Below are 24,742 nucleotides of genomic sequence, written 5' to 3'. Positions count from 1 at the left end.
GTCGGAACTGGGTGTCCTCTCTCCACTCGACGCCGGGACGCGGGGAGGGAAGGTTTTCTAAGGCGGACACATAGAAGACCCGGTTGGACTTTCGGCCGTAGCCGAGATCTTCCCAAAATTTGCGTATGACGCCGCTCATAGGGGATGGTCTTCCTTAAGGGCGGCGACCGCAGCATCAAAGGAAGGAAATGGCACAACGCGACCGGAGATTCCTCCGCTCGAGTATTTGACGTGTGCGGTCCACTTACCTCCATCCAACTTAAAGATGATTTGATCGCCATCGCTGAGCTTAGTCTTCTGCTTCTCGGTCACAATCATTCTCCCAACTTGTCGGCTATCGTCGTGATGGCCGTACCGCCTTAGTTTCCCGGCTTAATCTCTCTGGTTACGCTTATGGTCTTTATCGTTTCATTTTCGTCGGCGAGCCGGATTCGCACGCTGAACGTGAGATCAACGCCGTTGGCAGGCCAGTCAGCCTTCCCATCAGTTACACCAGACACGGTTGCCTTCATTGTACCCTTACCCTTCGGTGGGATGACTCCCATCGAGTTGAGGCTGAGGAACACGTTGAGCATGTCCACGCTCTGCTGCGAACTCGACAAGTAGAGCTCGCCTTCCTCGAGCAGGTGGAGGGCTGTGATGTCCTGCGGCACGATGTTGGTGTCGCCACGATTGAAAATGTAGATCATTAGGTTCGCGCTCTTCGCAATACCGTTCGGCTTTAGCTGCACGTCGACCATCGGTGACTTTTCAAGCAGTTCGCGCTGGTCTTTCGCCGCAGTCAGCTCGTAGTTGCGCATTGTAAAGAACGCGCTTGCGCCAGAGGCTACCAGCGCGATGGTCGACACCACGGCGGCGTAATGCGCCGTCGAAAACTTGCTCTTCGCTGACGGATCGCTTGCTTGATCGGGTGTCTCCATCGTATTGGCCTCTCTAGAGTCTGTCGTCGCCGTGCTACCGTCAGTCCACCAACTCGTCTGCGGCTTTTACCTCTTTTATTTCACCCAAGGGTAAGAACGCGACGCGGTTGCCAGTGAACACAAGAAAGCCGCTAGATGAGGCCCGGAGGATCTTTCCCGTCATTGGTACGGTGCGATCCTTCAGCGTGAAGGCGTAAGACGTCGTCACGATGTAGAGCTCGTGTTCGGCTACGGCCCTTCCGACCCAATATATCGTCAGCGCGACTACTACGAACGAAAAGAATCCATTTCCTATGCCGATGCGCCTTGTTCTGGTCCAGCGCACGTAATGCGCAGCAACTAACATAGCGCTCATGACGACCCATGCGACTGCAGCCAGTCGATCGCCAAGAAAGTGCACGGGCTTGGTCGATGGATAAAAGTGAAAGAGCCCCCACGCGAGGGTAACCATCATGACAACGAACACGCCGACGATCCAGGCAATCTTCTTGCGGCCCGCTGGTTCGCCAATATTCTTAAGTAGGCTTTCGAAATAGTCGCCCCACCAATAAACTCCGAGAGAGCCGGCCATGATGGCGATGATAAAGCTCAGCGAATATACGAGGTTCGTAAGATCCATCACTCCCAGAAAATGCAATCCAACTTTGGAGAAATAGCCAATGTTGAAGACGGATAGCACGAGCACAGCTAACGTAGTGATGGCAGGCAGGTAGCCCATCAGTCTTGCGAGAGTTGGCTCAACTGGTTCCTTGCTATCCATTGATCGGTCAATCTTCATTCGCGACGCGCAATCACCATTGAACTGCCCAGCATGCCACCGAAGATCAAAAGAGCATTCAGCGCTGTTCTCGACATGCCATTTTCGGGCGCCAATATTGCGAGCGTCGTCACGCAGAGCAGCCAGATGCAGGCAATGGCCGAAATGCCGGAGGCTTGTAGATTTACTATGATGTTCTTGAACGGGTTCACAGAGGCGGCCTCGATCTAGACAACGTGCACGCGCGATTCGCGAGACCCGAAGCATGACACCCTCGGCGCGTGCAGGGGAGCAAAGGCTCGCTTATCCCGGCTATTCACAGGGCTGGGCATTCCGAACGAATCACGTTTGTCGGTAACATGGCCTGATGCCGACGATTGCCCATAACCTGATTGATGGTCTTAAGGAACGAGACGCGTCCTTCTTTTCCGCGCTCCAGGGCGAGGACGACCTCGGAATTGTGATCCGTGCACACATCCACATAGAGCACGAGCTGCAGCAATTCGTCTTGTGGGCTGCTCCGAAAGCGAAGCACGTTAAGTTCTCGGAGATGGATTTCGCCGGCACTCTCCGGCTCGCGTTGACCCTGGGACTGCACGACGAATTCGCGACTGCGCTCCGGGCGATCGGCGGGTTGCGAAACCGTCTCGCCCACAGACTTGATATGCGTTTAGGCGATCAAGAGGTCAGCGACCTCTACAAGGCGCTCGGACCGCAAGCGAAGCATATAGTTCAGGCAACTTACGCAAAGGTCCGGAGTGATAGCCCGACTGTCGCTCCTCCTAAAAATCCGAAAGACCTGGAGCCTAGGGATCTTGCGACGCTGTGCTTTATCGCCGTGCGAGGAGGCGTGATTGTCGAGCGCCTCCGAGTTGAGGGAAAACTGCACGCAAAAGAGATTGACACGTGAGAGGCCCGGGTCATATCTCGACCTCTGTGTATTTCTTGATCTGCGTTTTTTGATGAAGCCCTTCGCGAGATCCTTAATCAGATCGAACGTCCAACCCCCAGCTTGCTGCGCTCCAAGCTTGGTCTTTCGCCAAATCTCGTCATCGCGAACCCAGTCCAGAAAATCATGTCCCGCCCAGGTAAGTCTCCGGAATGTAATTCGACCGCCATTCGTCCCATACGGAGGCGGGCATTCGATGAGACCATGCTCGCCCATCAACGATAGATGATAGTCGATCGCCTCGGCTGTTGCTCCGTCGATTGCGACTTCGGGGCTTGCCCCTCCGATCATGACGACTCTGGCCACATGCCCCTTCGGCAGCGCTTCAAGCTTTAGAAGCAGCGAGCGGATTAGCTCCATATCGCGTTTCATTTTTCACTTCTCCGGATCAACTCGCTGATTTCGTAAATCCGCCGATGATTCCGCCTATCAACCCGCCAAGTGTTACCAGCTGAGGCGCGGAGGCATTCTTGTCCTTCTTTTCCATGATGACTTCGGCCGCGGAAGCTCCGTTCAGGGCGTCGATCTTCTTTCCCAACAAATTCATGCCGTGGCCGGTGATCGCGACACCGAGAAACATGTCGCCACCCCGCCCATCGTCGGAGATCTTGCCGAAGCGGATGATGCCCTCATCCTTCAGCCAAATCATGATGTCGGTGAAAAACCCCTCGAAATCGGCGGGATCTGGATAGCCGGCTTCGCGGATGTCGCTCCGAAACTGATCGACGCTGAGATCCGATCGGGTGATTCCAGTCTCTAACAACTCGCGCAATATCGCAGCCGCAATCGCGGTTTGCGCCTCGAGGTTGTTGGGCCAGAAGCGCGGCCCTTCCTCTGATCGTCCCATTTGTCTTTCCCTTTAATGGTCGGCGCCGGCGTTGGCTCCGTAGAGCAACGCCGGCGATGCTCATCTTTCAACCTTTTATGTTTCGCGGATCCGCGCCGTAGGTACGCTCTTCGCGGATCTGGCCGTTGCTCTTGTGGAGCACAGCCTGACCGAGACCGCCGTTGTCTTGAGCGCGGTGGCCGGCTTTGATCGCAGCCGACTCCGAAGCCGCCTGCGTCCGGTGATTGGAAACCACCTTGCCGCTTTGCTCGACGGCCCAGCCATTGCCTTTGGGGACGGAGTGAAAGACTTGTCGTTTTGACATCGTAGGCACCTTTTGCTGCTGATGAAGAAGATCGAGCCGCCGGCGAAGAGAGCCGGCGGCTGTTGGTCCATCGTGGCTCAGGCCACCTTGGTGGTGATGTGGTCGCTATTGGTCGCCAGCGCCGTTGTCGACGCGTCGGTGAAGAGGTGCTGGCTGTGTGTCACCAGCGATTCCACCAAGCGACCGTGGAAGACGCCGTAGATCGCCTTTGTGGTGATCGTTTTGGTGCTCCCGAGGATGTTGAACCTCAAGCCGCCGAGATCGATCGACGGCCTCATCCACGCAACATTTCGCCACTGATCAGGCGTGTGCGTGAAATCGCCGTCCTTGTCGTAAGACCATGTAACCACATGGCCTTTATCGATCTTGTCCTTGAAGTCGTTCAGCAACGCCTTCGGCGAGTTGGTCTTGAAGAGTACTGCCATTGTTCTGGTCCGTTCAGCTGCATGGCAGCATGGACGCAGAGACCACTTGACAGTTGGGCACTATCTAAACAGATACTGGCCATGTAATCACATATTCCCTGCCACCAAGGTTGGGATCTAGGCCCGGGCGGTGTTGCAACCATCGCCCGGGCCGCTCTATGTCAGGACACGTGCATCCTTTGGTGATGCGCGCATCCGGACCCCGGGAATTGGGAACATTCGTTCCATCTTTCAAGGTTCTGTGAACCGAATCTTTGCCGTGGAAGCGTTCGACGCGACCGTTGACTCGTGTTGCCCGCTCTGCCAGCGGCCGCGCCGATTCGGTTGGCCGGCGTGAGTACTGCCTCGCCTAATTCCTCCGATATCCGCTTCCGCGTCGACCCCGGCGACGTCCCGCCTGAGAAAGCCGCCCGCCGACTTCACCTCACGCTCGCCCGGTTCAACGAGATCCTGCCGAGGCTCCAGGGCCCGCGGCTTTCCAAAGCCAGATCCCGACAACGGTATGTTCGACCTGGACGAGATCGACCGTTGGCGGGCGCGGCGGCATGCGCCGAATATGACCCCGTCGGCGCAGCTCGAGCCCGAGCTCAGCATGGGCGAGCGCTTCGCGACCGCGATGCGTAAAAGGCACAAGGCCGGTGAGAACCGCCGCCGCAACGACTAACCCAGCCATAGCGGCTGTTGTACGATTCGCGCGCTTGTTCGGATGACGAGCGGCCCGCCGTGGTGTTGGAAGCACCGCGGACGGGCCTGACCATGTATGGTCCGGCCGTGCGTTGCAAGTGGTTTTGCCGAGCTGGCGGTAAGCGGTCTTGCATCAATGTATCCGGCCTTTGATTGGAGCATTTGCTCCGGGCCACCATGGATATCAGCGCGCGTGCGTTCTCGTTAGCGGACAGGCCTCGATTGGGCCATTTGGGTCACCAGTGTTCGCATGCGCCGGGAAGACCGAACCTCCATCTCGTCTCATCCTCTCGCAGACCTCGGCTGGAATGTGGGGCTACGTCATCGTTTGCTCCTCATATCGCTCAGTTCCTTTGTTCGAGCCAAGGGCCGTTCCTTCGTCCCGGCCCGCAGAACGTCGATCGCGTCGTGCGCAGGGGCGGTCAAGGCCAGCCGTCGCGCTTGGCTTGCGGCTGGCTCCGGCGTTGCCAGGCTGCGCCTTGACCGCGCCGAGCCCGGCGCGAGGGTCAAGCGGGTCGGACGCCTGCATCGTCGGTCCTCGTCAGCTCGAAGGTGCGTCCTTTGGCCAGCACCGCCCAGGCGATGCGGGCAAGCTTGTTGGCGAGCGCGATCGCGAGCACGTTGTGGTGCAACCGCCTTTTGGCGGCTTCGATCCAGGACTTGAGCCCGTAACGTTCCCAGTTCTTTATCCTGACCAGCACAACCCACGCCGCCTGCACGAACAGAACGCGCAGGTAGCGATTGCCGCGCCTCGAGATTTTGCCGAGGATCGTGCGGTCTCCCGTCGAGATCTGCTTGGGCACCAGTCCGAGCCAAGCGCCGAAGTCGCGGCCTTTGGAGAATACGTCTCCAGTGCCGATCGCGGCCACCATGGCGCTCGAAATGATCGGCCCGATGCCAGGCACCGTCATCAGGCGCGAGCATGCCTGATCTTGACGGGCCAGTGCTTCGATCTCGCCGGATAGGCCATCGATGCGCTGATCCAGCCGGCGCCAGTCGCCTGCCAACTCCTCGATGACACGCAACATGCGTGGCGACACGGCATCGGTGCGGGTCGCAAGGATGGTGGGCAGTTCGGTGCGCAAGAAGCCGATACCCTGGCGCACGGCGATCCCGCGTTCCAGCATGAAGGCGCGAATCTGGTTGATGATGCCGGTGCGTTGCGACACCAGCCGCTCGCGCACCCGGTGCAGCGCCTGCAGATCCAGTTGCTCCGCGGTCTTGGTCGCGACGAACTTCATCGTCGGGCGCTGCACGGCTTCGGCAATCGCTTCGGCATCATTGAAGTCGTTCTTCTGCCCCTTGCTATAGGGGCGGACATATTTGGCCGGCATCAACCTGGCATCGTGACCAAGCGATGCGAGTTTGCGGCTCAGGTGATGTGCCCCGACGCAGGCTTCCATGCCGATCAGGCAAGGCGGTATATTTGCGAGCCGCTCTTCCACTTGGCCACGCGACCACTTTTGCCTCAGCAGGATGGCGCCGCGCGCATCGTGGCCCACGACGTGGAACGAGTTCTTGCCGATATCGATGCCGATCACGGCGATCGCGGTATTGGGTGTCTGTGACATGGCGTGCTCCTTGTCTTTGGCGCCCCTTGCCAGCTTCGCTTGCTGGCGGGGCAGGAGCACGGCCGGACCATCCCATTAGCAAGGACATGACCCATGCCTCAGGCTATTTCTGAGAATAGCACACGTTTGCCCGGCGCCGATGCCCGCCCGGAGCCCTCCCGCAACCACTACGGAAACCTCGAGGAGCAGATCTGCGACCTGGTCCGAGCGGCGGACATCGCCGCAACCCTTGTCGAGATCGCGCTAAAGCAAGCCCATCCGGAGAGCCTTCCGGCGGGCGTAGAGGAGCGGCTGATCTTCGCGGCCTACGAGGTCGAGAAGCGCGCCAAGGCGCTCAGGGACTTCGCCTACGATCCCAAGACTGGTGTCTTAGGCTACGGCGCGCGCGCCGTGGCGGAAGGCGTCAGAGAGGGCGGGGCCGATCTGGTGGCGTGAGCGAGCTCGGCTTCGACCTCGCTACAAGAGTCGGTAGGTGCGAAAGCGAACTCGGGGTCCTACCGTCCGCCCGCGTTCCTCTGCCGATCCTCGAGGAAACAGAAGTAAATGAAAGAACGAGAAGCCAAGATACGGACGAACAGTTATGACCGGCGGAATCAGGGTGGCTACGCAATGCACACCTCGATCAGGAGCGTTGGCGCTCTGATTTGAACGCCGCAGAAGCGACAAATGGCGGGGCGCGTGCCTACGGAAAATCAATCAGGCAAAAATCAGTCTGTGGAACGTGAACCGCTCAACGCGATCACGGCGATCGATCGACTTGCAGGATCGGATCCGGAGAGGGTTGCGCTGAGGTACGGCGCAGACGAACTCACATATGAGGCGCTACGATTAAGATCGGATGCCCTTGCAAGGACCTTACGAGAGCAGAGCGCTCAAGGGGCGGTTGTCGGCTATTGGGGGGAGCGGGACCTCGACTGGGCGACGGCGGTCGTCGCAATATTGAAAGCTGGATCAACGTACCTGCCGCTCGATCCATCGTTACCGGCTTCTCGTACATCATTCATGATCGAGCAGAGCCGCTGCGCTCTGGTGATTGGCCGAGACCAGCCGGCTTCGCTGAGCCTATTGCAGGCGAGCAGCAAAGGCGCCACGCAATTCATAGCGATAGCGGCGGCGCTGCGCCAGGGCCAGACTTTGTCTGTGGTGCCATCGCCGAGCGAGGGTGGACTCGCCTACATTCTGTTTACGTCTGGTTCGACGGGCCAGCCTAAGGGCGCAATGATTGAGCGCGGCGCCCTAAACAATCATTTGGCGGCAAAGATCGACGATCTAAGTCTCACTCGGACGGATTGCGTCGCTCAAACGGCGTCGCATTGCTTTGATATCTCGCTGTGGCAGCTTCTGGCTGGGCTTTGCGTCGGAGCCTCTAGCGCGATCATTGATGATGCAACATTGAGATCGCCATTGTGCCTCCTCCAAGCAATTCAAGGAAGCGGCGCTTCGGTTATCCAATTCGTTCCGTCGATGCTCGCAGTGTTTGTTGAGTATCTGCAGTCACTTGCTCCGGCGGAGCGAGCTCTGGATGGTTTGCGGATTATTTCTACGGTCGGAGAACCGCTAACACCCGGATTGGCACGTGAGTGGCTTGGCTTATATCCCCGCGTCCCCATCCTCAATCACTACGGGCCGACCGAGTGCGCGGACGGCGTTACGCATCATCTGGTTTCCGTGCCGCCTGCGCTGGCTGAGCTTTATGTACCGATCGGCAGACCGATTCATAACGTTAAGGTTTACGTCGCCGACGGACTGCGGCTGTGCAACGTGGGGGAGGTCGGCGAAATCTGTGTGAGTGGCGTTGGTGTCGCTGCCGGTTACGCCAATGACGATGTCCGCACCAAGGATGCCTTTCGGCCAAACCCGTTCTCAAACGATCCGTCGTTCCGGCGCCTATACCGGACAGGTGATCTTGGGCGCCTTCGTTCCGACGGCCTTTTGGAATGTCTCGGTCGACGGGATCGTCAGGTCAAAATTCGCGGGCACAGAATCGAGCTGGGAGAAATCGAAGCTCGTTTGTCCGCTCATCCCTCGGTGCATGGCGCTGCCGCAGTCGCCTCCGTCTGCGCAGGCGTAAAGCTCACGGCGCGAAATATAGCCCGAGGCGAGGCGGAAGCCGGAACGCGGCGAATTATTGCGTATGTGTCAGCTCCAGCTGAACTGGCGGAAAGCGAGCTCCAGAACTTCCTTGCCGAGACGCTTCCCAGCTACATGCTGCCAGAAAGAATCATCCACGTTGACGGTATTCCACTGACCAGGAACGGAAAGGTCGATTTTGGAGCATTGCCCGACCCGACCTGTGTTCGTCCTCCATTGCCAACGCCATTCGAGGAGCCGCAAACAGACCTCGAAGCCCGACTGCGTAAAATCTGGTCCGCCATTTTGCGCATTGAGAAGATTGGTGTGAATGACCAGTTCATAAGCCTCGGCGGAGACTCGCTGCGGGCAATGCTCATATTGGGACAGTTGCAGACTCTGCTCGGAGTGAAAGCGGATTTCAGGATGGTCCTGAATGGGACGATTCGGTCTCTTGCCGCTTCGATCGCGGCTCCAGCCGAGTCCAAGCCCTGCACAGCCCTGACGTACGGAAGTCTCAGCCGATCGCCTCTGACGCGAGTTCAGGAGCACCTATGGTTTCTCTCCCAGCTCGATCCATCTGCCAGGAACTACATCATTCAAGGCGGCCTGCGAATTAGGGGAAGCATCGATCTAGCTCGGTGGAATCGCGCCTGGACCGATGTCGTTCATTCCCACCAGGCACTTTCGGCCCGCTTTATCGACGAAGACGGTCCGGCTCAATGTTTTGATGCTCCGCCATGTACCAGTCTTGAATTGACTGATGCATCTCACCTCACGTCGCAGGAAGCTGAGGAGCTCATCGAACAGCTTCGGCGAACGGAGCTGAACGACAATTTTGATCTCCGGCAAGGCCACTTGTTTCGCGCGCGCATGGTCCGGCTTGGTCCCGACAACCATCTAATATTGATCACCGCTCATGAAATCATCGTCGATGCCTGGTCCATCTCTGTGCTGCTCAGAGATCTTCAGCAAAGATACCTAGATTCCGTGGCGTTTTGCCCAGAGAACCGTGCGTCACTCTCGAGCTACGCGGTGTGGGAAGCACAACACGTTCCGCCAGAGGCGCTGGAGAGCCAACGTCACTATTGGCGCCGTCAGATTGGTGATGATCCACCGGTGCTTTCGCTTGGGAGGGCTCGCCCGCAAACCAATTCATATCGCGGCGGCTCGCATCCAGTACTGCTTGGCGGCGATCTATCCAGTCGGGTAAGAGAATTCGCGCGCCAGAATAGCTGCACCACGTCGACAACACTGCTGGCGTGCTTCCAGCTGCTGCTACGAATGTATAGCGGTCAGGACGATATTGTCGTCGGCATGCCACACGCTGTACGGGATCAACCTGGCAGCGCCGACATCATCGGCTTTTTCCTGAATATGCTGCCGATCCGTGCCGTGATCGATGCCGGTCAATCCTTTGCTGCTCATGCCACCCGCATCCAGGACCTGGTCAGCGATGCCATCGCAAATTCGGCCTATCCATTCGGATGGATGGTCAGGGACACAAGGTTATGTCGCGAACCGGGTCGATCACCGATCTTCCAGGTCATGTTCAACATGTACTCCGAGGCCGCCGAACCCGCTGGTCGGGACGAGTTGGCTCTGACATTCCGCGAGTACGACACAGGCTATGTCAAATTCGACCTAACATTGTACGCGCAAGATCACGGCGATGAAATTGCGCTCCAGCTGGCGTATGCGGAAGACATATTTTCGAGTGATCTAGTTGTTCGCATGGCCAATAATCTGCGCTGTCTGATTGCCGCCTGCGTTGACAAACCGCTTGCGCCTATTGAGGAGCTGAGCTGCCTCGGCGCGTCAGACGTCACCCTACTGAACTCGCTGCAGGGGTCCAGGCAGCCATATGAGTCTGAATGTCTGCTTGTTGAAGCCTTCGAGCAGATCAGTGTCTCCAATCACAGCAAGGTAGCATATTTAGGCGAGTTCGGGGAGGTCACATTCGGCCAGCTGCGTGAGCGCGTAGCAGCTATCAGGTCCTTCCTGCGGGATTTGGACGTGGGTGCTGGCGATATGGTCGCCATGCTGGTCGACCGGTCGCCTGACGTTGCCGCTGCTATGCTGGCGGCGCGAGCTTTGCATTCTATTGTCGTGCCGATACCGCCGGATTATCCGCCTGATCGGATCCAACATATCCTGCGAGATAGTCAGGCAAAGGTGTTGGTTCACGCAAATACCACGGAGACTGGCTTTGACATACCTTCGATTTGTCTATTGACGTTAGACAGGTGCAGGGCGCTGACGGATGATTTCGAATCCAGCGACTCACCCTCAGATCACCAAGTTGCGAGCCTTATATACACGTCGTCCTCAACAGGGCGGGCGAAGGGGGTTCTTATTCCGGAATCGGCCATTCTCAATCGGCTGAACTGGATGTGGCGACGCTTTCCCTTCGATAGTACCGACGTGATGGTTGTCCAGAAGTCCGCTTCCCTTGTTGCGTCCGCTTGGGAGTATTTTGGTGGGCTTCTGAGAGGTGTGCCCACGCTGATCCTCACCCTAGGGCAGGTGCTAGATCCAGATCTCTTGTTGTGCAGTTTGGCAAAACATCGTGTGACACGCTTTTTTGCCTCTCCGCCACTCCTGTCCGGTATCATCGGGGCCCAGGAACGGCAACCGCAAAGGACCGCCTTGAGATTGGTCACAAGCAGCGCCGAACCGATGCCTTCCTCACTGCCCGCGCGCTGGCGCGGGTCTTTTCCGGGTGTGCCCTTGTGGAACTTCTATGGTGCGACGGAATGTGCGTCCAATGCAGCCGTGCACGAAACAGCGGATGCCGATGACAACTCCGCGCTTGTCCCGGTGGGGCGGCCAATCGACAACGTCAAACTCTACGTCCTCGATTCTCGATTGAAGAGAGTGCCTGTTGGAGCCCCCGGCGAACTGTGCATCGCAGGCCGCTGTCTCAGCGCTGGGTACTGGCGGGATCAAGATCGGACTGACCGCTGTTTCGTGCCGAATCCGTATGATGGCGGACAATATAACGTGCTTTATCGAAGTGGGGACATCGCACGCATCTCAACCAGCGGCCTTCTCGAGATTTGCGGCCGATCGGACAACCAGATCAAGGTAAGGGGCTTTCGCATCGAGCCGGAGGAGGTCGAAGTTGCCCTTGAGTCTCATCCGGCAATCGCAAAGGCCGCGGTCTTCGCAGAAGGCATCGATGAGGATCGCCGCTTGACGGCGAGCGTGGTGCCCGCTCGGGAGAATCTAAGCACTGGAGAGATCCTCGCCTACGTGCGCAACAGATTGCCATCTCCCATGGTTCCCACAGCCTTCAGGTTGGTTGACAGTGTTCCTCTGACGACAAGCGGAAAGATAGACCGTGCTCGCCTTTCCTCCGTTCCTTACCGCGAGATAGAAACTAGTCCATCTGCTGAGCCCCGCACCAAAAACGAGCGAGTTCTTGCTCGGATCTGGGAGGATCTATTAGGCGCCAAGGGGGTGGGAATCGACAGCAGTTTCTTTGATATCGGCGGCGATTCTCTTCTAAGCGTACGTTGCGTCACGCTGGCGCGCAAAGCCGGGCTGAATCTCACCGTCAACCAGCTTTATCGAACACCGACCATCAGGGAGTTGGCGGCCGGGGAAGCGGAGGCGGCACCCCACAACGTGGCTTCCGCTGACGGCTTACTGCCTGTGCCCCCCGTAATATCGTTTTGGAATTCTCTTGTCGGCTTTGACGAGCATTTTAACATCGGCGATCTGTTCTTCTTGCGCGGCGGCATCCTGAACATCAAGATCCTGGACCGCGCTCTCGCCCATATCATCGAGAGGCACGAAGGCCTCAGGCTCCGCGTTGCCCGAACCCAAGATGGACTACGGCTGAGGATTGGGCCTTGTCCGGCCGAGCGTATCGTGGAGGAGATCGATCTCGTCCGGATGACCGGCCCAGACCAGCGCAGGACAATCGAGAGCGTCTCGGCAAGACGTCAACACATGTTTCGGTTTGACGGCCACACGCCTCTTGTTCACGTCGTGGCCTTCCGTACTTCGGAAAGCGGCGATTACTATCTGCTGGTGCTGATGCATCATTTCGTAGCGGATGGGATGGGCTATCGGCTATTTCTGGAAGCATTGGAGGGCGCATACCAAGCTCTTGCTGCAGGCCACGATGTGAATGGTCCCGAGACCGTACAAAGGCTCTCTCCCTGGTTGAAGCGCCTCGAGCACTACGCGAACAGCGAAGCACCAGACGAACTCAAGCACTGGGAGGACATCGACTACGACCAATTTAACTTGCGTGTGAGCGACGCGTCATCGCGCGGCACGAGTGTTGCAGAAGGAAGCGCGAGAGAGCTTCACGATGCAAGTGCCGGAGGTCGTCGGGAGGCTGCGAACGGCCGTTCGCTAGATCAGGCCAGGTACCATCTTGAGATCGACGGGGAAGCAACAGCGGGTCTGCTCAGTATTGGAGCCAGATCAGCGCATTGTCAGGACTTTGATGTGTTTCTTGCTGCCCTGTCCGGTGCGTTTGGCGCCCTGTTCGGCAACTATTCGCTCTGGATTGATAGCCTGACCTCGACACGAGGTCGGTTGTTTGACGATTTCGATTCATCTCAGATCATTGGCCTTATCAGCGAGCTCGTTCCGCTTTCATTGAATATCACAGGAAGAGAGTCGCGTTCCGACCGTGCTCGTTTAATATACCGGCAGCGCAATGCGCTGCCGCGTGGGGGAATAGGCTTTCGGGCGCTGAAATTCCTAAACCGAGATCCAGCCATGCGGTGTCGGCTCGATCGCCTGCCACTGCCCAGAATTGGGGTGAATTATCGCGCCCGTTTGCAGCGCCATTTCCCACGCCGTTTTCTAGACACAGACCCTTATCCACTTTGGATCGGCGAACACATGCATCAAGCGGCGGCGATCCACCTCTTCTGGTTCGATGTCGGATATCAATCGGGCGATCTACAGATTGACGCTACGTATGATCCGAGCATGGTCGACTATGAGGTGACACGCCATCTTTGCACGGTCTTGCAACAGGAGCTGTTGCAGACGATCAATGAATTCGTAGCGCTGAGGACGTTGTGATTCATGGATGACCGGAATGCGAAGCTCGTCGTCAAAGGCGATCGCGATGCGATGCCGAAGAAAAGCCGGCACGTGGATCTATCGGATCAAAAGCTCCCGAGCCTTCTCCTTCGGATTGCCATTCCATCTGTTATCGGGTTGTCGATCAGCGCGTTACAGCAGCTCCTCAATGCTATCTTTGTTGGCTCACTTGGTGCGCAGGCGATCGCAGCCGTGAGCATGACTATGCCGATCATTATCCTGCTCGCGGCGGCGGGAGAGGGGATCGGTGTGGGTACTGCATCCTTCATATCTCGTCATCTTGGTGCTGGTAATGAGTTGGAGGCTAGTCGAGGTGCGAGTACGGCACTCGCGCTCGCCGCTCCGATCGGAGTGATCATGACGGTCGGACTGCTTCTGGGCCTACGAGGCATCTTCGTCGTACTCGGGGCAACTCCAACCATCCTTCCCATCGCGCTCGACTACGCCACGATCCTTTTGCCGGGGTCCACTTTGATGCTCCTAAATATTGTCAGCGGCTTCATCGCAAGAGCTGAAGGCAACACACGATTCAGTATGTGGACGATGCTGAGCGCTTTCATATTGAACGCCTTGCTTGATCCCATTTTTATATTCTTGCTGGACTTGGGCGTGCGAGGCGCGGCCCTAGCAACGCTCCTATCTCAGATCGCTGCGATAAGCCTCTACATCGGATATTTTACCAAGGGGTGGGGCACTGTCTTCGTCAGAATCTCTCAGGTCTCGTTGCGGGTAGATCGCATCAGAGAGCTCGCGTTCATTGGGGCGCCGGCGACCGCGACAAGTATCTTATCTGCTCTTGCCGGTATGTTCTTGTACGGAGCCGCTGCCCGATTCGGTGACGAGTTCGTCGCGGCGGTGGGAATAGCTGTAAGAATCCTGACAATCGGGGCGCTGCCTATCACGGGTTTTTGTATCGGCTCTCAAGCTGTCCTGGGGTTTGGTTGGGGCGCCCGCGACCTTGCCCGTGTACTGAGGGTCGCGAAGTTCATGCTATCCATCACGGTTGCGCTTTCCTTTGCGTATTCCACAGCCGTTATGCTTTTTGTCCGGCCGTTGGTCAGGTTGTTCAGCGATAGCGATAAGGTCACCGAAATTGCCGTCTCGACCTGCATCATCTTTCATCTGTTTTTTGGACTCTTCGGTATTCAGTGTTTCGTGACGACAATGCTTCAGTCGCTCGGCAGAGCACGCCTCAGCGCGGTTGTGTCTTTCGCGAGGCATGGATATCTCTTCATACCGGCCGTACTGTTATTCCCTGTCATATCGGGCTTTAGCGGAGTGTTGGCCAGTCAAGCCATCGCTGAGCTGGGCGCCGGAATGATCGCGCTGTTTGTCATGTTCCGCCAGTTCGCTGAGCTCAGACAAGCGGACCGGCACATTCAGCCAGGAATTGAAAGTGCTCTTTGATCTGACAAGGAGATCATCGGAGCCGGCATTTAAGCCTGCATGGCCGGCGAGGGGATGGCTCCAAAACTGGTGTGATGTGCAAGAGCGAGTCGCTATGCATCCATCTTTATCGCTGCGATTGCGATGAAGGCAAAGCCGAATGTTGCACACGCGAACCTCGCGCGCGGGTGGCCCCGCGGTGAGGTCGACGTCGCGCCTAGTCTTGGCGAGCACTCGATCTCAAGCCAAGGACAAGAGAGAGCGATCATGAAGAAGCTACATCCGTGGCTTATGATCTGAAATCCGACCGCCCTGCAGTGTCGTGTCCCTCATAGTGAGGCAAGATAGGCAGCCGGATTTTGCGGCTTGCAGTCGGAGAACGCAAAGACGCCTTCGGAGCGATATTCCTGGCCGTGGGCGCTCCGTTTCGATGTGCGTGCTCAACGGCCGCGAAGCCAAAGCGGCATGCACGCCGTAAGGAAAATCTACGTCTCCGGGTAGAATGAAAGACACGGCATCACAGGGACGACCTGCATTCGCGCCGAGTGCAAATTTTGAAAATCGAGGGATTAAGTCCGTTGTTTAAGCTGCATCGGAAGTTGCAGCTTTCTTATTTTGCGCTTCTCCCGCTAGTCCAAGGCATGACAGTAAGTGATCAGCTGATGAAACGTCGCGCATTGAACAACTCCAAGTCGCAAAAATATGATTAGGAGCCCGTTGAAGTAGTTTTAGAGATGTTATACAGCTTGAGGTAGATTTCATTTTCGAGGCGGTGGGTCCTATCCGCTTCGCGGGTGCATGCCGCGAACCCGTTCTAATCTTCATCCTGCGCATGAGGCCTTGCGGGATGAATGAGGTACGACACAGTCGTTGTTCGAGGATTTTCCAAGCATGAGTTCTGGGACGAGGCGAACGTTGCGCGAGCTCAAAAAGAAGGCTGGTTTCGTTTCATGGACGGGACATGGATTGCGTCTATGATCTGCACTGTTGATCAGCCTGTAAATCGATCTGGTAGTCTCATATGCGAGTGTCCTTCAGATTTCAGCCGCTTAATTGAGCGGCGCGGTGACCCATGCTCAGACAATTCGGGGCTATAGCATCAAGCTTGTTCTGCCGGGTTTGTCGCCAGACGCGACCACCACTGAGCTTGTTTAGACATCGACAGAAAGAGGCGCCGCCATGAGTGGAACAATCGCTGTTGAAAATGTCATTCCGCGAGCAGACATCGTCAAGCACGCGGACCGGCTTGGTGCCGAAATCAAGAACATTGCGCTGTCGGACGATTTGCCTGACGATGTCATCGTCGCGTTCAACCGGCTTCTGCTAAAGCATAAGGTCATCTTTTTCCGTGATCAGGGACATCTCGACGATGCACAGCAGCAGCGTTTTGTGCTCCGGCTCGGCTCGCTGATACCGAATCCCACAATGGCGGGCACAATGGGTGGTTTAACGATCCGGCAGGAGCTGTCTGATCGCGCCTGCAGTGATCGCAACCAGATGAACGATGAGCGGGTAGCCACAGGCATTTCGGTGCTCCGGCTCGCAGCGGTCCCGCCTTTTGGCGGCGACGTTGCTTGGTCGAGCAAGGCGGCCGCTTATCTTGATCTTCCCGATCCCCTGCGGATGCTCGCAGATAACCTGTGGGCTGTGAGCTTCGTCGCATCTGATCTCACTGCGACAGGAAGCGCCACCGAATCCAACAAGCGGCCTTGGTGTGGCGTCTCCACTGGAACGATCTACGAAACGACACATCCGATTGTTCGTGTTCATCCCGAGACCGGCGAACGCATGCTATCGCTCGGTCGTTTCGTGAAGGACTTCGTTGGCCTGCAGCGCTATCCCAGCCAAAGACTGTTTGAACGGCTGCAATCCTATCTCACCGCCCCGCAGAACACCCTGTGCTGGAACTGGAAATCAGGCGACGTCGTGATCTGGGACAATCGCGCGACTGAGCCGTACCCTGTCAGCAAAATCGGCAGTCCTCACTGGGCCATGGACCAGCTTGCGATTGACGCCCGCGTACGGCACGTGAAGCGGCCAAAATCAAGGGCCGCAAAGGCTGCCTGACATTCTCCGCATCTCCCGGATTCATAAGACGCCGGCAGACCTAACACTAAGTTGCGGCCCTGCGATGTCGAGCGGAGCCGGCCTTCTTATGCGCCAGACCGGCCAACGGGCGCAGCTGCCACCTGGTAGGCTTCTTCCAGGTCCAACAGCATTGATCTTCAGGCATCGTCTCTGCTCGCCGGTCAAACCGATGACGCTGCATTTTTGATGATCTAACGCTAGCGTTGGCTCTCGCTCAGCATCCCCTTCATCGCATCGGGATAGTCAGGCCCAGCCTAGCTCACACCCAATTCAGACCATATTCGCCACCATCTCGCGACGCGTCGGATGGCCTTGATTCACAGCGCCCGGCGCCGGCTGAAACTATCCCGCTCGCGATTGTGCCGGCGTCTTTCGGGTCCCATAAACAAACGGCCAGTCGAGCCTTTCCAGCGAGTGCCTAAAATGCGCCCCTGCATGGCCCCACGGCTTCCCGATCTTCGGCCACCGGAAAGGTCCCCTCCTCGAGCCGCACGCCAGCTTTATCCTCCGACCGACAACTCTGGACGACGGAGTCTCATGCTCTTACGCACACCAGGGTAGCAAGTCCCTCCATGCCCTTACGGACGTCTCTTGGTTTCGGCGTTGCGATCACGCGAACCCCAGCCGACAAACCGACCACAGCTCCAAAGAGACTCTTCGGAGCGGCGCAAGCCCTCATTTTTAAGATGCTCGGCCTTACGACGGGCTGCCCGGGGACGCTAGGTGGACCCTGCTGGAACGACATCGGCTGGAGCAGGAGAGCGGAATCGTCGACTGTAGATCGAAGAAAGCACGTGCGCCGCTCCGGCTCGCTCCCTCCCGTCCTTAGCTGAAACATGGCTCCGACAATAATTATGTCCTGTTCCGACAGGGGCGCGCTGGTTTGCGTCCTCTAGACTAGGCATCGGCTTGGGGAGCTTCGCACCCTGGCCGGCGCAGCGAACAATTCGGACAAGTGAATACCCAAGGTCACGGCGATACGGTCCAGAAGATCAATGGTCGGGTTGTCTTTCTTCTGCTCAATGCGCCCCAGGTACGAGCGGTCGATCCCGGCATAATAAGCCAATTGCTCTTGCGGAATGCCGCGCTCTACGCCGATCCGGCGCACATTCTAGGCGACAAGCGCACGAGCGTTCATGCGCAGAGGCAGCTATTTCGACGATTATGAAACCACTGGTTATAGCCAGACTATTACGATAAGCTCGCACGAGCAGTGGCCGTCCTCCCCAATTGCTTCGAGGAATCAGAACGGTGAGATGCAGACGCAGCTAGCGCGTGCCGTCTTCTCGTTAAACCATCACAAGCGTTCTCGTGGGGCAATAGCTTGCCATTAGCGGCAGAGAGGGAATCGCGCTCAGAGATTGCCTGCGGCGTTTTCCCGGGAGCGCGACTAGTAGGACGAATGTTCAACTGTGGCTCGAAGGGAAACGAATATTCTCAGTTCGCTGGTTCTGGTTATTGCCTTTCACGAGTGCGAGCGGGCCTGTCACCACGAACCACCATGCCTTCCGCCAGGAAAGGACAACCTAGTTGTAGGGCACATCTGCAATCCCTTCCAGTATGGATTGCGATGAACAAGGGAAAGCGCTGGATAGAGCCACCAGGTCAATGTGAGCCAATATGCGATTGCCATCTCAGCGCGAAAAGGAGGTTGGCGTACGACCAATGGGCAGGTACCAAAACGACCTCAAAGTAGTTATCGTTGCTTTGATTTCGCTAGATTTTTCAGTTGGGTAGGAGTTTCAGGCAGTGCCAGCCGAGCCGAAGATCGCAGAATTGGCGCCCAGCGTCGACGAGCTCACGTCATATGACAAGGAGCATGCTGTTGCCTATATGCGACTTCTTGATGCGGACGCGGACAAGGCAGATTGGCGCGAAATCGCGCGAATTGTGCTTGGGCTTGATCCCACCGCTGAACCGGATCGTGCGCGACGCACATTCGAAAGTCATCTGACGCGGGCCAAGTGGCTAGCGGGCCACGGCTATCGCGATCTGCTACGTAGCGGTTGGCCAAAACAATGATCAGCGCGGATGTCAGGGGCGCGGGAATGTGTCGCGATCGCAAAAGTTGATCATTCCATCGATTAAGTGCGTGCAAGGCGCGTACACGATAAGCAAGCACCGGAAAGAGCCACAATCATCGGATGCATTTCGCCGCGTCTGAAGATTGTGCGGGAAAGGTACGATGCCGGATACTGACTGGAGAAATGAGGAAGCGTACAGCGGTCTGAAGAAGCCGGATGCTGCCGACCTGGCCTGGGAGTGGCTGCGCCGGGATCGCGACTACCAAGAGGATTATCAGCGGCTATCTCGCCGCGAACGTTCAAGCGCAGCGGCGGGCCAGTTCCGACGCAAGTGGGGGCTCTCGTTTTCCTGCTGATCCGCAAAGGACTTTCAACGAGCATTCAGTCTTTTGGGCACCCGAGGTGCTGCCGACCGTACTAGCTGTGCGGGCGGCCAATTGCATTGCGCCTGAAAGCTGTCAGCTCGATTTCGACAATCTGCCGGGCAGCGAGCTTCGTCGTGCGCCGGATGGATGGCATGCGATCGTGCCGCTCGGGGGCACGAAGCATCGCCTTTGGCTAAGAGAGCTTCCGGCGAGCGGATATGCTGTCGTCGTTGATCTGCCGCTCGATGCCGATTTCGAGCTTCGGCTGGGAGCCGCACGTCGATTTTGGCTTGCCCTTGAGCGTCGGGCGCTTGGCGAGCCGCCACTTGCTTTGCCTGCTTTGAAGCGGCGTCGGCTGATCCTGGCGTTGCGGGCAGTGGATGGATGGCAGGAAGGAAATAGCTATCGCCAAATCGCGCAAGGCCTGTTTGGAAGTCATCGTCTTGCCGAGCGCGCCTGGAAAACAGACGATTTGCGCAGCCGAACCATTCGACTTGTTAAGCTGGGGCGACGCCTCATACGCCTTCGCTGGCGAGCATTGCTCGACAAACGCAGTGGCAGGGATGACAAGTAAAGGGTTGCGGCTAAAATGGCCTACCTTCCGCGTCAGCCAATTCTTCTCCTGCCATGGGTACGATGGCGGCCAGGATAAAGTCTTTGCGCTCCGACGTGTAACCGTTGGCGTCTTGATTGCTGCACCAGAGCAGCGCCATCTCCGTAGGCTTTGACGACTGTGCTCGAATGGTTTTCTTAAGTTGAGGCCTCTCAATTTGAGCATTGATCTCCCGCTGTACCCGATCGAGGGATACCGCTAGACTCTAAATACAAGCAAGAGTGACTTATCGCCGATAAGGGGAGCTCGGATGATGAGGTTTACAGGCACTACATGGGAGGCATTCGGTCCCGATTTTAGCGGCGACGCCTGCAACTATCCGAAGAAGAGATGTGGAGACAAGTGTTGCTGACTGAGATCTTGCGGCGGCCTTCGCTCCGTGAATTGAGGAAGACTGGCTGCGTTGCAGAAGCTCGAAGCTCACCTAAGATGGTGATTAACTTTAGCCGCCTTTCATGACGCTGCTGCGATTCTGCTGGAATCGTTCATGACTTGCTGAATGAGAGTTTGTACCTCTTTGTTGTACGTTGACTGCTCAAGGCGGAACTTGTCGGCTGCCGCAAGATCCGGATCGTCAAACGCGAGCTATCGCTTCAGCGGTTGTTTTCGCGCTGGTAAGTGGGCTCACGCCACGATTAAAGCCAACAGGGGCGTCAACGGCTTTAAGCGCGATCATCGCCCAATACTTCAACCAATCCGACATTCTCCCCTCCGCTCCACACTCGCTCAGACTGTCGAGTTATACGAAAGGTTCGCGCAGCCAAGCTAAGCTCCAGCTGTTCGATCAAGAGCGATATCTTCCTAGCCAGATGTCATCAGTGAATGCAGCGCCGCGCGGCGACCTAGCAGGCTGTTGAAGAACTCAGCCGCGTTCGCAAACGAAGGCTGAATCGTCGCCATTGTGTATGTAGAAGTGGCCGACGAGCCTGCCCACAGTGCCGATCATAGCCCATCCGCGACCGCAGGCGGGGTCATTCTCATCGTGCCCCTCCCATGAGAACTCCGCGCAGGCCGAACCGTCTCGCGCGCCGTAGCGGATATCGAGGAAGCCTTTCAGCGCACCGAAGGCAATTTCACCGTCGGACTTGCCCTTGAAGGTGAGATGCGCCTGTTCGACGAGGTCGAGGAAGTCGCTGTCCCAGTTGTCCATTTCGACGATGCGCCAGCGGCCAGCAAAGGCCTTGGCATAGCCGGGCACCTTGGTCATCAGCCGGCCTCCGCGATCAGCTTGGGCAGCCGCACCAGATTGTAGGCGGCGGCAGCGAAGGTAAAGGCCCATCCGACGCGTTCACGGCCACGGAATCGGGTCTTCTCTTGTCCGGCGACCGTCTTGATCCAGCCGAATGCCTCCTCGATGCGCTTGCGGATGCGCTGGCTGACGGCATAGCCGCCGTGCCGGGTCGTTCGCCCGTCAATCGCAGAGCTGCGGCCGCTGGTGTTCTGCGCAACATGCGGCGTCACGTTCATCGAGCGCAGCTCGTTGACGAAGTCTTCTGCGTCGTAGGCTTTATCGGCGCCAAGCGTGATCGCTGTTGGCCGGTCGGCACGGGGTTCGATCATGTGCAGCGCGGCCACCCGTTCGGCATGCCCGTCGGCCCGCGTCAGACAGGCGTCGACCAGCAGGCCGTGGCGGTTCTCCATCAGCCCATGCCCGATGAAGCACAGCTTCGTCTCCTTGCCCTTTCCCTTGCGGCAGAGACTGGCATCCGGATCGGTGGTCGAAGCATGGGTGTCGTTAGAACATTTCTGGCCGTGGAAGTCCGCTTCGGCATTGCGCCCGCCGCCTTGCGCCGGCGGCTCGCCAGAGCGATCCTTCGGCTTCACGCTCTTCATCGAGGCCCAGGCCTTGATCAGCGTGCCATCGACCGAGAAATGATCGCTCGACAGCAACTTCTTCACCTTGGGCTGCGCCAGCACCGCCGCCAGGAACTTGGCAGCGATGTCGCCTTCCAGCAACCGGTCGCGGTTCTTCGAGAACACCGAATGATCCCAGGCTGCGTCGTCGACGCCAATTCCGACGAACCAGCGGAACAGCAGGTCGTATTCCAGCCGCTCCATCAGAAGCCGCTCCGAGCGGATCAAATACAACGCCTGCAACAACATCGCCCGCAGCAGCTTCTCCGGCGGGATCGACGGCCGCCCAATCGGCGAATAGAGGGCTGTAAACTCCCGCTCTAGCGTCGACAGCGCCTCGTTCACGATCGTCCGGATCGCTCGCAGCGGATGGTCACGCCGCACCCGCGCCTCCAGGTCGACGTAGCTGAACAGCTCGCCCGTTCGATTGTCGCCGCCGCGCACGCATCATCTCCGAATCTCGTCGGAGCCAATGAATCACGGTCGCTGGTCGGCGGCGAGCACCTTTTTCAACAGCTTGCTAGGTGAAGCAGCTATTCCTAGCTTTCCTGGAAGACCAAATAGCTTCATTTCGTCCGTTGGACTTGGGAGCTGCGCACTTATGGTCAGGTGCGCGCAAAATGACTTGCGAGGGAGGCAACGCCGAGAATTCGTTGGCGCGGACATAGTCTTAAGGTACGGCGGCAGCGCCTATCCCGCCAGCTCGCCAGACCGCACAATCGATAACTTCGCCAAAGAGAGGGATGCTATACGCGCCGGTTTTCGGGGCGCGACGATATCGTAGGCAGGGTGCGGGCGGAGGACCGGCCGGGACACAGATGTATGGGGAGAGCCCATCGATGCGGCTGTGCGCGCAACCAACGCATGAGCCTCGGGTTCAGTCAGCGTCCTAGCCCGGTTGAAGCCCTCCGGGACGACAGGACGAGATTTAGGTTTCCGTGCTTTGGCCATTTCGAAAATATCCCAAGCTGGCGATTAGTGCGTTTCTCACTCCGGTTTCGATGCCGTTCGCGATCTGAGCAGAGAGATGCAGGTCAGCGGCGCGCCTGTCAGGCACGCGGCTTGCCGCCGCAATTCTCCGACCATTTCTTGTCGCTTCCACGACGCCCGGAACGGCTGGTCCCAGCGTAATCGTCAGATCGTTTGTCCTCGTGCGATCCAAGCTCAGGAAGTTGCCGCTAGGGTTGACGGTAACTCTGGTGAATGTCCAGCTCGGAGCGGCTGTGGCATTGGTGTTGATCACAAAGTTTACCTGGCGCTGCAAGATTGAATCCTTCACTGCATATCGTAGTCGTCTTGAAATTGACGGTGTTCGTCATGGAGGCGCTGATAGCAGTGAATAGCCACTCCGAAAGCTTCAATCGCTCTGCGCAGGAATGCGCCATTCGGGCGCGACTCATCAGAGCACGTTGCCTTCTGCAAGTCGGAAACCGGATAATAAGCGTCAATCTTGTTCGTCATCGTTGCATCTGAGGATACGGACAGACCAGCGCCCAGGGAGAACACTGCGGTTGCCGGGCTGGGGGGGCACGACCTGAAAAGGTGAGGACCACGTACTTCCACTTCTGCCGCGACGCGCGCAATGACTAGCGTTGGACACTACATACCGCCACGAGAGCCATCTGAATCGCGAGTTCGGCCGCAAGCGCTTCGGCGATGAAGGCTATGCCATGGAAGGGGTAGTCGCAGAGCTTGGCGCGGCCTTCCTGTCCGCCGATCGTCTCGGCCTGACACCGGAGGTGTGAGGGAGGGGCACATTTCCCATATGCCCTCTTAGATCAAGGTGCCGAAGAACGACAAACGCGCGATCTTCAAGACCTCGTCCAATGCCCAGCGGGCGGCGGACTTCCTGTGTCGGTTTCAGGCCAAAAATTCCGCCGCGGCCTGAGCCACGGCGCGCTTTATTAAGTTGCCCTTCTAATCGTCGCGCTGGCTGGTCTCACGAAATTTCATTCTGGATTGGCATTCTTCCAGTACTTCCGGGGTATTTTCAGTCTTGCGTTGGCCCGAAGACGCTCGCCAGGAATTGCTCCTGGGTCCATTGCTTCAGCGCATCGTCGTTGAGTACCGAGTTGACGAAGGCATTCCAATTCTCACCAGCCTCTCTCCATTTCGTTTTTCGGTCGGGAATGTTCCGGAGCTGCGCAGGTCGAACCATTGCAGCAGTCTTGCAGCAGGCGAAAACTGACAGTGCCCCAGCGTGAGAGACACGAACATAACCAATCGTCACCTCGTTAGCGAGTTTACGGGCAAAGGCGCTCGGGTTCAGCTTTCTCAAGGAGATATGTTCCTGGGGCGGTCCATGGCATTCTGGTGGAAACGCTTCTGCGTCGCCCGCGGCAAGAGTAGCGCCCGCGACAGGATTGAAGCAATTCAGCCAAGGTTGCATCAAACACACCTGGGATGTCCTTCGAACAAATGTCCACGAGACCGCAGCGACATCCAGCTCAGTGGTTCTGGCAACTACCTGCCACTTGAAGCCGCGTGCTGTGGCGCAAATGTGCGAGGTCGCGTGTGCTTGTATGCCCTCGCATTCGCGTCCGAAGCAAGTTCATATTTCTCGAGGAATCACGGTTGCGGGGAGATGACCGCTGCCTAACGTTATTCGCTCGGCCTGCCGCTACTGCCGACTCCTAGTCTGTGTTTGATTTTACACATTCGTGTTCGTGTTACTGTTCTTCTCTAGCCGACAAGGGGGATCAGATAACAACGTAATAACGCCTGCAGCTTCGATGGCATCATTTCTGCAAGGATGACTTGGACGGAGCTCAAGGGGGATTGAGAAGGGCACTGGCGATCTTTGGGCCCGCGA

At 57.5% G+C, this 24,742-nt stretch carries 23 protein-coding genes and 1 pseudogene; 10 read left to right on the top strand and 14 right to left on the bottom strand.

Annotation, left to right across the window (positions count from 1 at the left end; all coding sequences use genetic code 11):
• Positions 1 to 359: 359 nt before the first annotated feature.
• Genes XH79_RS20275 through XH79_RS20265 form a run of 3 tightly spaced genes read right to left on the bottom strand, consistent with a single transcriptional unit; the run spans position 360 to position 1,889 of the window.
• On the bottom strand, positions 360 to 920 hold the full coding sequence (locus XH79_RS20275) for a hypothetical protein (RefSeq protein WP_128948198.1): 561 nt from the start codon (positions 918 to 920) through the stop codon (positions 360 to 362).
• Positions 921 to 960: 40 nt separating this feature from the next.
• Complete coding sequence (locus XH79_RS20270; RefSeq protein WP_128948199.1) at positions 961 to 1,680, bottom strand: hypothetical protein; 720 nt, start codon at positions 1,678 to 1,680, stop codon at positions 961 to 963.
• Between the two features lie 14 nt (positions 1,681 to 1,694).
• Positions 1,695 to 1,889, bottom strand: coding sequence for a hypothetical protein (locus XH79_RS20265; protein WP_128948200.1), 195 nt, complete (start codon positions 1,887 to 1,889; stop codon positions 1,695 to 1,697).
• 155 nt (positions 1,890 to 2,044) lie between these two features.
• Between XH79_RS20265 and XH79_RS20260 the strand changes: the two genes are divergently transcribed.
• Positions 2,045 to 2,587, top strand: coding sequence for a hypothetical protein (locus XH79_RS20260; RefSeq protein WP_245471675.1), 543 nt, complete (start codon positions 2,045 to 2,047; stop codon positions 2,585 to 2,587).
• 108 nt (positions 2,588 to 2,695) lie between these two features.
• On the opposite strand, the pseudogene XH79_RS43305 reads toward XH79_RS20260, so the two are convergent.
• From XH79_RS43305 to XH79_RS20245, 4 genes and pseudogenes are all read right to left on the bottom strand, one after another.
• A pseudogene (locus tag XH79_RS43305) lies at positions 2,696 to 2,986 on the bottom strand (DUF2513 domain-containing protein); the annotation flags it as partial.
• Positions 2,987 to 3,014: 28 nt separating this feature from the next.
• Positions 3,015 to 3,473: a hypothetical protein gene (locus XH79_RS20255; RefSeq protein WP_128948202.1), complete on the bottom strand. Its 459-nt coding sequence runs from the start codon at positions 3,471 to 3,473 to the stop codon at positions 3,015 to 3,017.
• Between the two features lie 67 nt (positions 3,474 to 3,540).
• Positions 3,541 to 3,777 (bottom strand): DUF2188 domain-containing protein, encoded by a 237-nt coding sequence (locus XH79_RS20250; RefSeq protein ID WP_128948203.1) that lies wholly within the window; start codon positions 3,775 to 3,777, stop codon positions 3,541 to 3,543.
• Positions 3,778 to 3,854: 77 nt separating this feature from the next.
• Positions 3,855 to 4,202, bottom strand: coding sequence for a hypothetical protein (locus XH79_RS20245; RefSeq protein WP_128948204.1), 348 nt, complete (start codon positions 4,200 to 4,202; stop codon positions 3,855 to 3,857).
• A 502-nt stretch (positions 4,203 to 4,704) separates the two neighbouring features.
• Here XH79_RS20245 and XH79_RS20240 point away from each other — a divergent pair.
• Positions 4,705 to 4,866, top strand: coding sequence for a hypothetical protein (locus XH79_RS20240; protein WP_164937349.1), 162 nt, complete (start codon positions 4,705 to 4,707; stop codon positions 4,864 to 4,866).
• Positions 4,867 to 5,392: 526 nt separating this feature from the next.
• On the opposite strand, the gene XH79_RS20235 is transcribed toward XH79_RS20240, so the two are convergent.
• On the bottom strand, positions 5,393 to 6,457 hold the full coding sequence (locus XH79_RS20235) for an IS110 family transposase (RefSeq protein WP_128948289.1): 1,065 nt from the start codon (positions 6,455 to 6,457) through the stop codon (positions 5,393 to 5,395).
• A 93-nt stretch (positions 6,458 to 6,550) separates the two neighbouring features.
• Here XH79_RS20235 and XH79_RS20230 point away from each other — a divergent pair, with 93 nt between their 5' ends.
• From XH79_RS20230 to XH79_RS20215, 4 genes are all read left to right on the top strand, one after another.
• The gene (locus tag XH79_RS20230) at positions 6,551 to 6,892 is read left to right on the top strand and encodes a hypothetical protein (RefSeq protein WP_128948206.1); all 342 of its coding nucleotides are present in this window, start codon (positions 6,551 to 6,553) and stop codon (positions 6,890 to 6,892) included.
• Positions 6,893 to 7,123: 231 nt separating this feature from the next.
• Entirely contained in the window at positions 7,124 to 13,579 is a 6,456-nt protein-coding gene (locus XH79_RS20225; RefSeq protein WP_271582767.1) for a non-ribosomal peptide synthetase, read from the top strand.
• Positions 13,580 to 13,582: 3 nt separating this feature from the next.
• Positions 13,583 to 15,007, top strand: a complete 1,425-nt coding sequence (locus XH79_RS20220) for an MATE family efflux transporter (RefSeq protein WP_271526498.1) — start codon at positions 13,583 to 13,585, stop codon at positions 15,005 to 15,007.
• Between the two features lie 1,158 nt (positions 15,008 to 16,165).
• Positions 16,166 to 17,053, top strand: a complete 888-nt coding sequence (locus XH79_RS20215; protein ID WP_271582766.1) for a TauD/TfdA dioxygenase family protein — start codon at positions 16,166 to 16,168, stop codon at positions 17,051 to 17,053.
• A gap of 913 nt (positions 17,054 to 17,966) precedes the next feature.
• Here XH79_RS20215 and XH79_RS20210 read toward each other — a convergent pair.
• On the bottom strand, positions 17,967 to 18,182 hold the full coding sequence (locus XH79_RS20210; RefSeq protein WP_271526496.1) for a helix-turn-helix domain-containing protein: 216 nt from the start codon (positions 18,180 to 18,182) through the stop codon (positions 17,967 to 17,969).
• 641 nt (positions 18,183 to 18,823) lie between these two features.
• Between XH79_RS20210 and XH79_RS20205 the strand changes: the two genes are divergently transcribed.
• The 3 genes from XH79_RS20205 to XH79_RS20200 all read left to right on the top strand — a co-directional run bounded on the left by XH79_RS20205 (position 18,824) and on the right by XH79_RS20200 (position 20,037).
• Positions 18,824 to 19,096, top strand: coding sequence for a DNA -binding domain-containing protein (locus XH79_RS20205; protein WP_271526495.1), 273 nt, complete (start codon positions 18,824 to 18,826; stop codon positions 19,094 to 19,096).
• 163 nt (positions 19,097 to 19,259) lie between these two features.
• Positions 19,260 to 19,454 carry a transcriptional regulator domain-containing protein gene (locus tag XH79_RS43300; RefSeq protein ID WP_271526494.1) on the top strand — a complete coding sequence of 65 codons (195 nt, stop codon included), beginning with the start codon at positions 19,260 to 19,262 and terminating at the stop codon, positions 19,452 to 19,454.
• Positions 19,455 to 19,500: 46 nt separating this feature from the next.
• On the top strand, positions 19,501 to 20,037 hold the full coding sequence (locus XH79_RS20200; protein ID WP_271526493.1) for a DUF2285 domain-containing protein: 537 nt from the start codon (positions 19,501 to 19,503) through the stop codon (positions 20,035 to 20,037).
• Positions 20,038 to 20,938: 901 nt separating this feature from the next.
• On the opposite strand, the gene XH79_RS20195 is transcribed toward XH79_RS20200, so the two are convergent.
• From XH79_RS20195 to XH79_RS20180, 4 genes are all read right to left on the bottom strand, one after another.
• The gene (locus tag XH79_RS20195) at positions 20,939 to 21,283 is read right to left on the bottom strand and encodes a hypothetical protein (protein ID WP_271526492.1); all 345 of its coding nucleotides are present in this window, start codon (positions 21,281 to 21,283) and stop codon (positions 20,939 to 20,941) included.
• Positions 21,283 to 22,374 carry an IS5 family transposase gene (locus tag XH79_RS20190; RefSeq protein WP_271526491.1) on the bottom strand — a complete coding sequence of 364 codons (1,092 nt, stop codon included), beginning with the start codon at positions 22,372 to 22,374 and terminating at the stop codon, positions 21,283 to 21,285. Before XH79_RS20190 ends, XH79_RS20195 begins: the two co-directional genes overlap by 1 nt.
• 484 nt (positions 22,375 to 22,858) lie before the next feature.
• On the bottom strand, positions 22,859 to 23,194 hold the full coding sequence (locus tag XH79_RS20185; protein ID WP_271526490.1) for a hypothetical protein: 336 nt from the start codon (positions 23,192 to 23,194) through the stop codon (positions 22,859 to 22,861).
• An 11-nt stretch (positions 23,195 to 23,205) separates the two neighbouring features.
• Positions 23,206 to 23,391, bottom strand: a complete 186-nt coding sequence (locus XH79_RS20180; RefSeq protein ID WP_128948215.1) for a hypothetical protein — start codon at positions 23,389 to 23,391, stop codon at positions 23,206 to 23,208.
• A 131-nt stretch (positions 23,392 to 23,522) separates the two neighbouring features.
• Here XH79_RS20180 and XH79_RS43135 point away from each other — a divergent pair, with 131 nt between their 5' ends.
• On the top strand, positions 23,523 to 23,675 hold the full coding sequence (locus tag XH79_RS43135; RefSeq protein ID WP_333920994.1) for a zincin-like metallopeptidase domain-containing protein: 153 nt from the start codon (positions 23,523 to 23,525) through the stop codon (positions 23,673 to 23,675).
• Between the two features lie 245 nt (positions 23,676 to 23,920).
• On the opposite strand, the gene XH79_RS20170 is transcribed toward XH79_RS43135, so the two are convergent.
• On the bottom strand, positions 23,921 to 24,319 hold the full coding sequence (locus XH79_RS20170) for a hypothetical protein (RefSeq protein WP_245471679.1): 399 nt from the start codon (positions 24,317 to 24,319) through the stop codon (positions 23,921 to 23,923).
• Positions 24,320 to 24,742 lie beyond the last annotated feature (423 nt).

Origin of the sequence: Bradyrhizobium sp. CCBAU 45389 (assembly GCF_028128625.1) — a bacterium.
GTDB lineage: Bacteria > Pseudomonadota > Alphaproteobacteria > Rhizobiales > Xanthobacteraceae > Bradyrhizobium > Bradyrhizobium liaoningense_B.
Note: the sequence above shows the minus strand (reverse complement) of the source record. Positions and strands in the feature narration are given on the sequence as shown.

Excerpts from the sequence above, each read along its gene's own strand:
- XH79_RS20275 (WP_128948198.1), bottom strand. The coding sequence starts at position 920 with ATGGAGACACCCGATCAAGCAAGCGATCCGTCAGCGAAGAGCAAGTTT.
- XH79_RS20270 (WP_128948199.1), bottom strand. The coding sequence starts at position 1,680 with ATGGATAGCAAGGAACCAGTTGAGCCAACTCTCGCAAGACTGATGGGC.
- XH79_RS20260 (WP_245471675.1), top strand. The coding sequence starts at position 2,045 with ATGCCGACGATTGCCCATAACCTGATTGATGGTCTTAAGGAACGAGAC.
- XH79_RS20255 (WP_128948202.1), bottom strand. The coding sequence starts at position 3,473 with ATGGGACGATCAGAGGAAGGGCCGCGCTTCTGGCCCAACAACCTCGAG.
- XH79_RS20250 (WP_128948203.1), bottom strand. The coding sequence starts at position 3,777 with ATGTCAAAACGACAAGTCTTTCACTCCGTCCCCAAAGGCAATGGCTGG.
- XH79_RS20245 (WP_128948204.1), bottom strand. The coding sequence starts at position 4,202 with ATGGCAGTACTCTTCAAGACCAACTCGCCGAAGGCGTTGCTGAACGAC.
- XH79_RS20240 (WP_164937349.1), top strand. The coding sequence starts at position 4,705 with ATGTTCGACCTGGACGAGATCGACCGTTGGCGGGCGCGGCGGCATGCG.
- XH79_RS20235 (WP_128948289.1), bottom strand. The coding sequence starts at position 6,457 with ATGTCACAGACACCCAATACCGCGATCGCCGTGATCGGCATCGATATC.
- XH79_RS20230 (WP_128948206.1), top strand. The coding sequence starts at position 6,551 with ATGCCTCAGGCTATTTCTGAGAATAGCACACGTTTGCCCGGCGCCGAT.
- XH79_RS20225 (WP_271582767.1), top strand. The coding sequence starts at position 7,124 with ATGGCGGGGCGCGTGCCTACGGAAAATCAATCAGGCAAAAATCAGTCT.
- XH79_RS20220 (WP_271526498.1), top strand. The coding sequence starts at position 13,583 with ATGGATGACCGGAATGCGAAGCTCGTCGTCAAAGGCGATCGCGATGCG.
- XH79_RS20215 (WP_271582766.1), top strand. The coding sequence starts at position 16,166 with ATGAGTGGAACAATCGCTGTTGAAAATGTCATTCCGCGAGCAGACATC.
- XH79_RS43300 (WP_271526494.1), top strand. The coding sequence starts at position 19,260 with ATGCCGGATACTGACTGGAGAAATGAGGAAGCGTACAGCGGTCTGAAG.
- XH79_RS20195 (WP_271526492.1), bottom strand. The coding sequence starts at position 21,283 with ATGACCAAGGTGCCCGGCTATGCCAAGGCCTTTGCTGGCCGCTGGCGC.
- XH79_RS20180 (WP_128948215.1), bottom strand. The coding sequence starts at position 23,391 with ATGACGAACAAGATTGACGCTTATTATCCGGTTTCCGACTTGCAGAAG.
- XH79_RS20170 (WP_245471679.1), bottom strand. The coding sequence starts at position 24,319 with ATGCAACCTTGGCTGAATTGCTTCAATCCTGTCGCGGGCGCTACTCTT.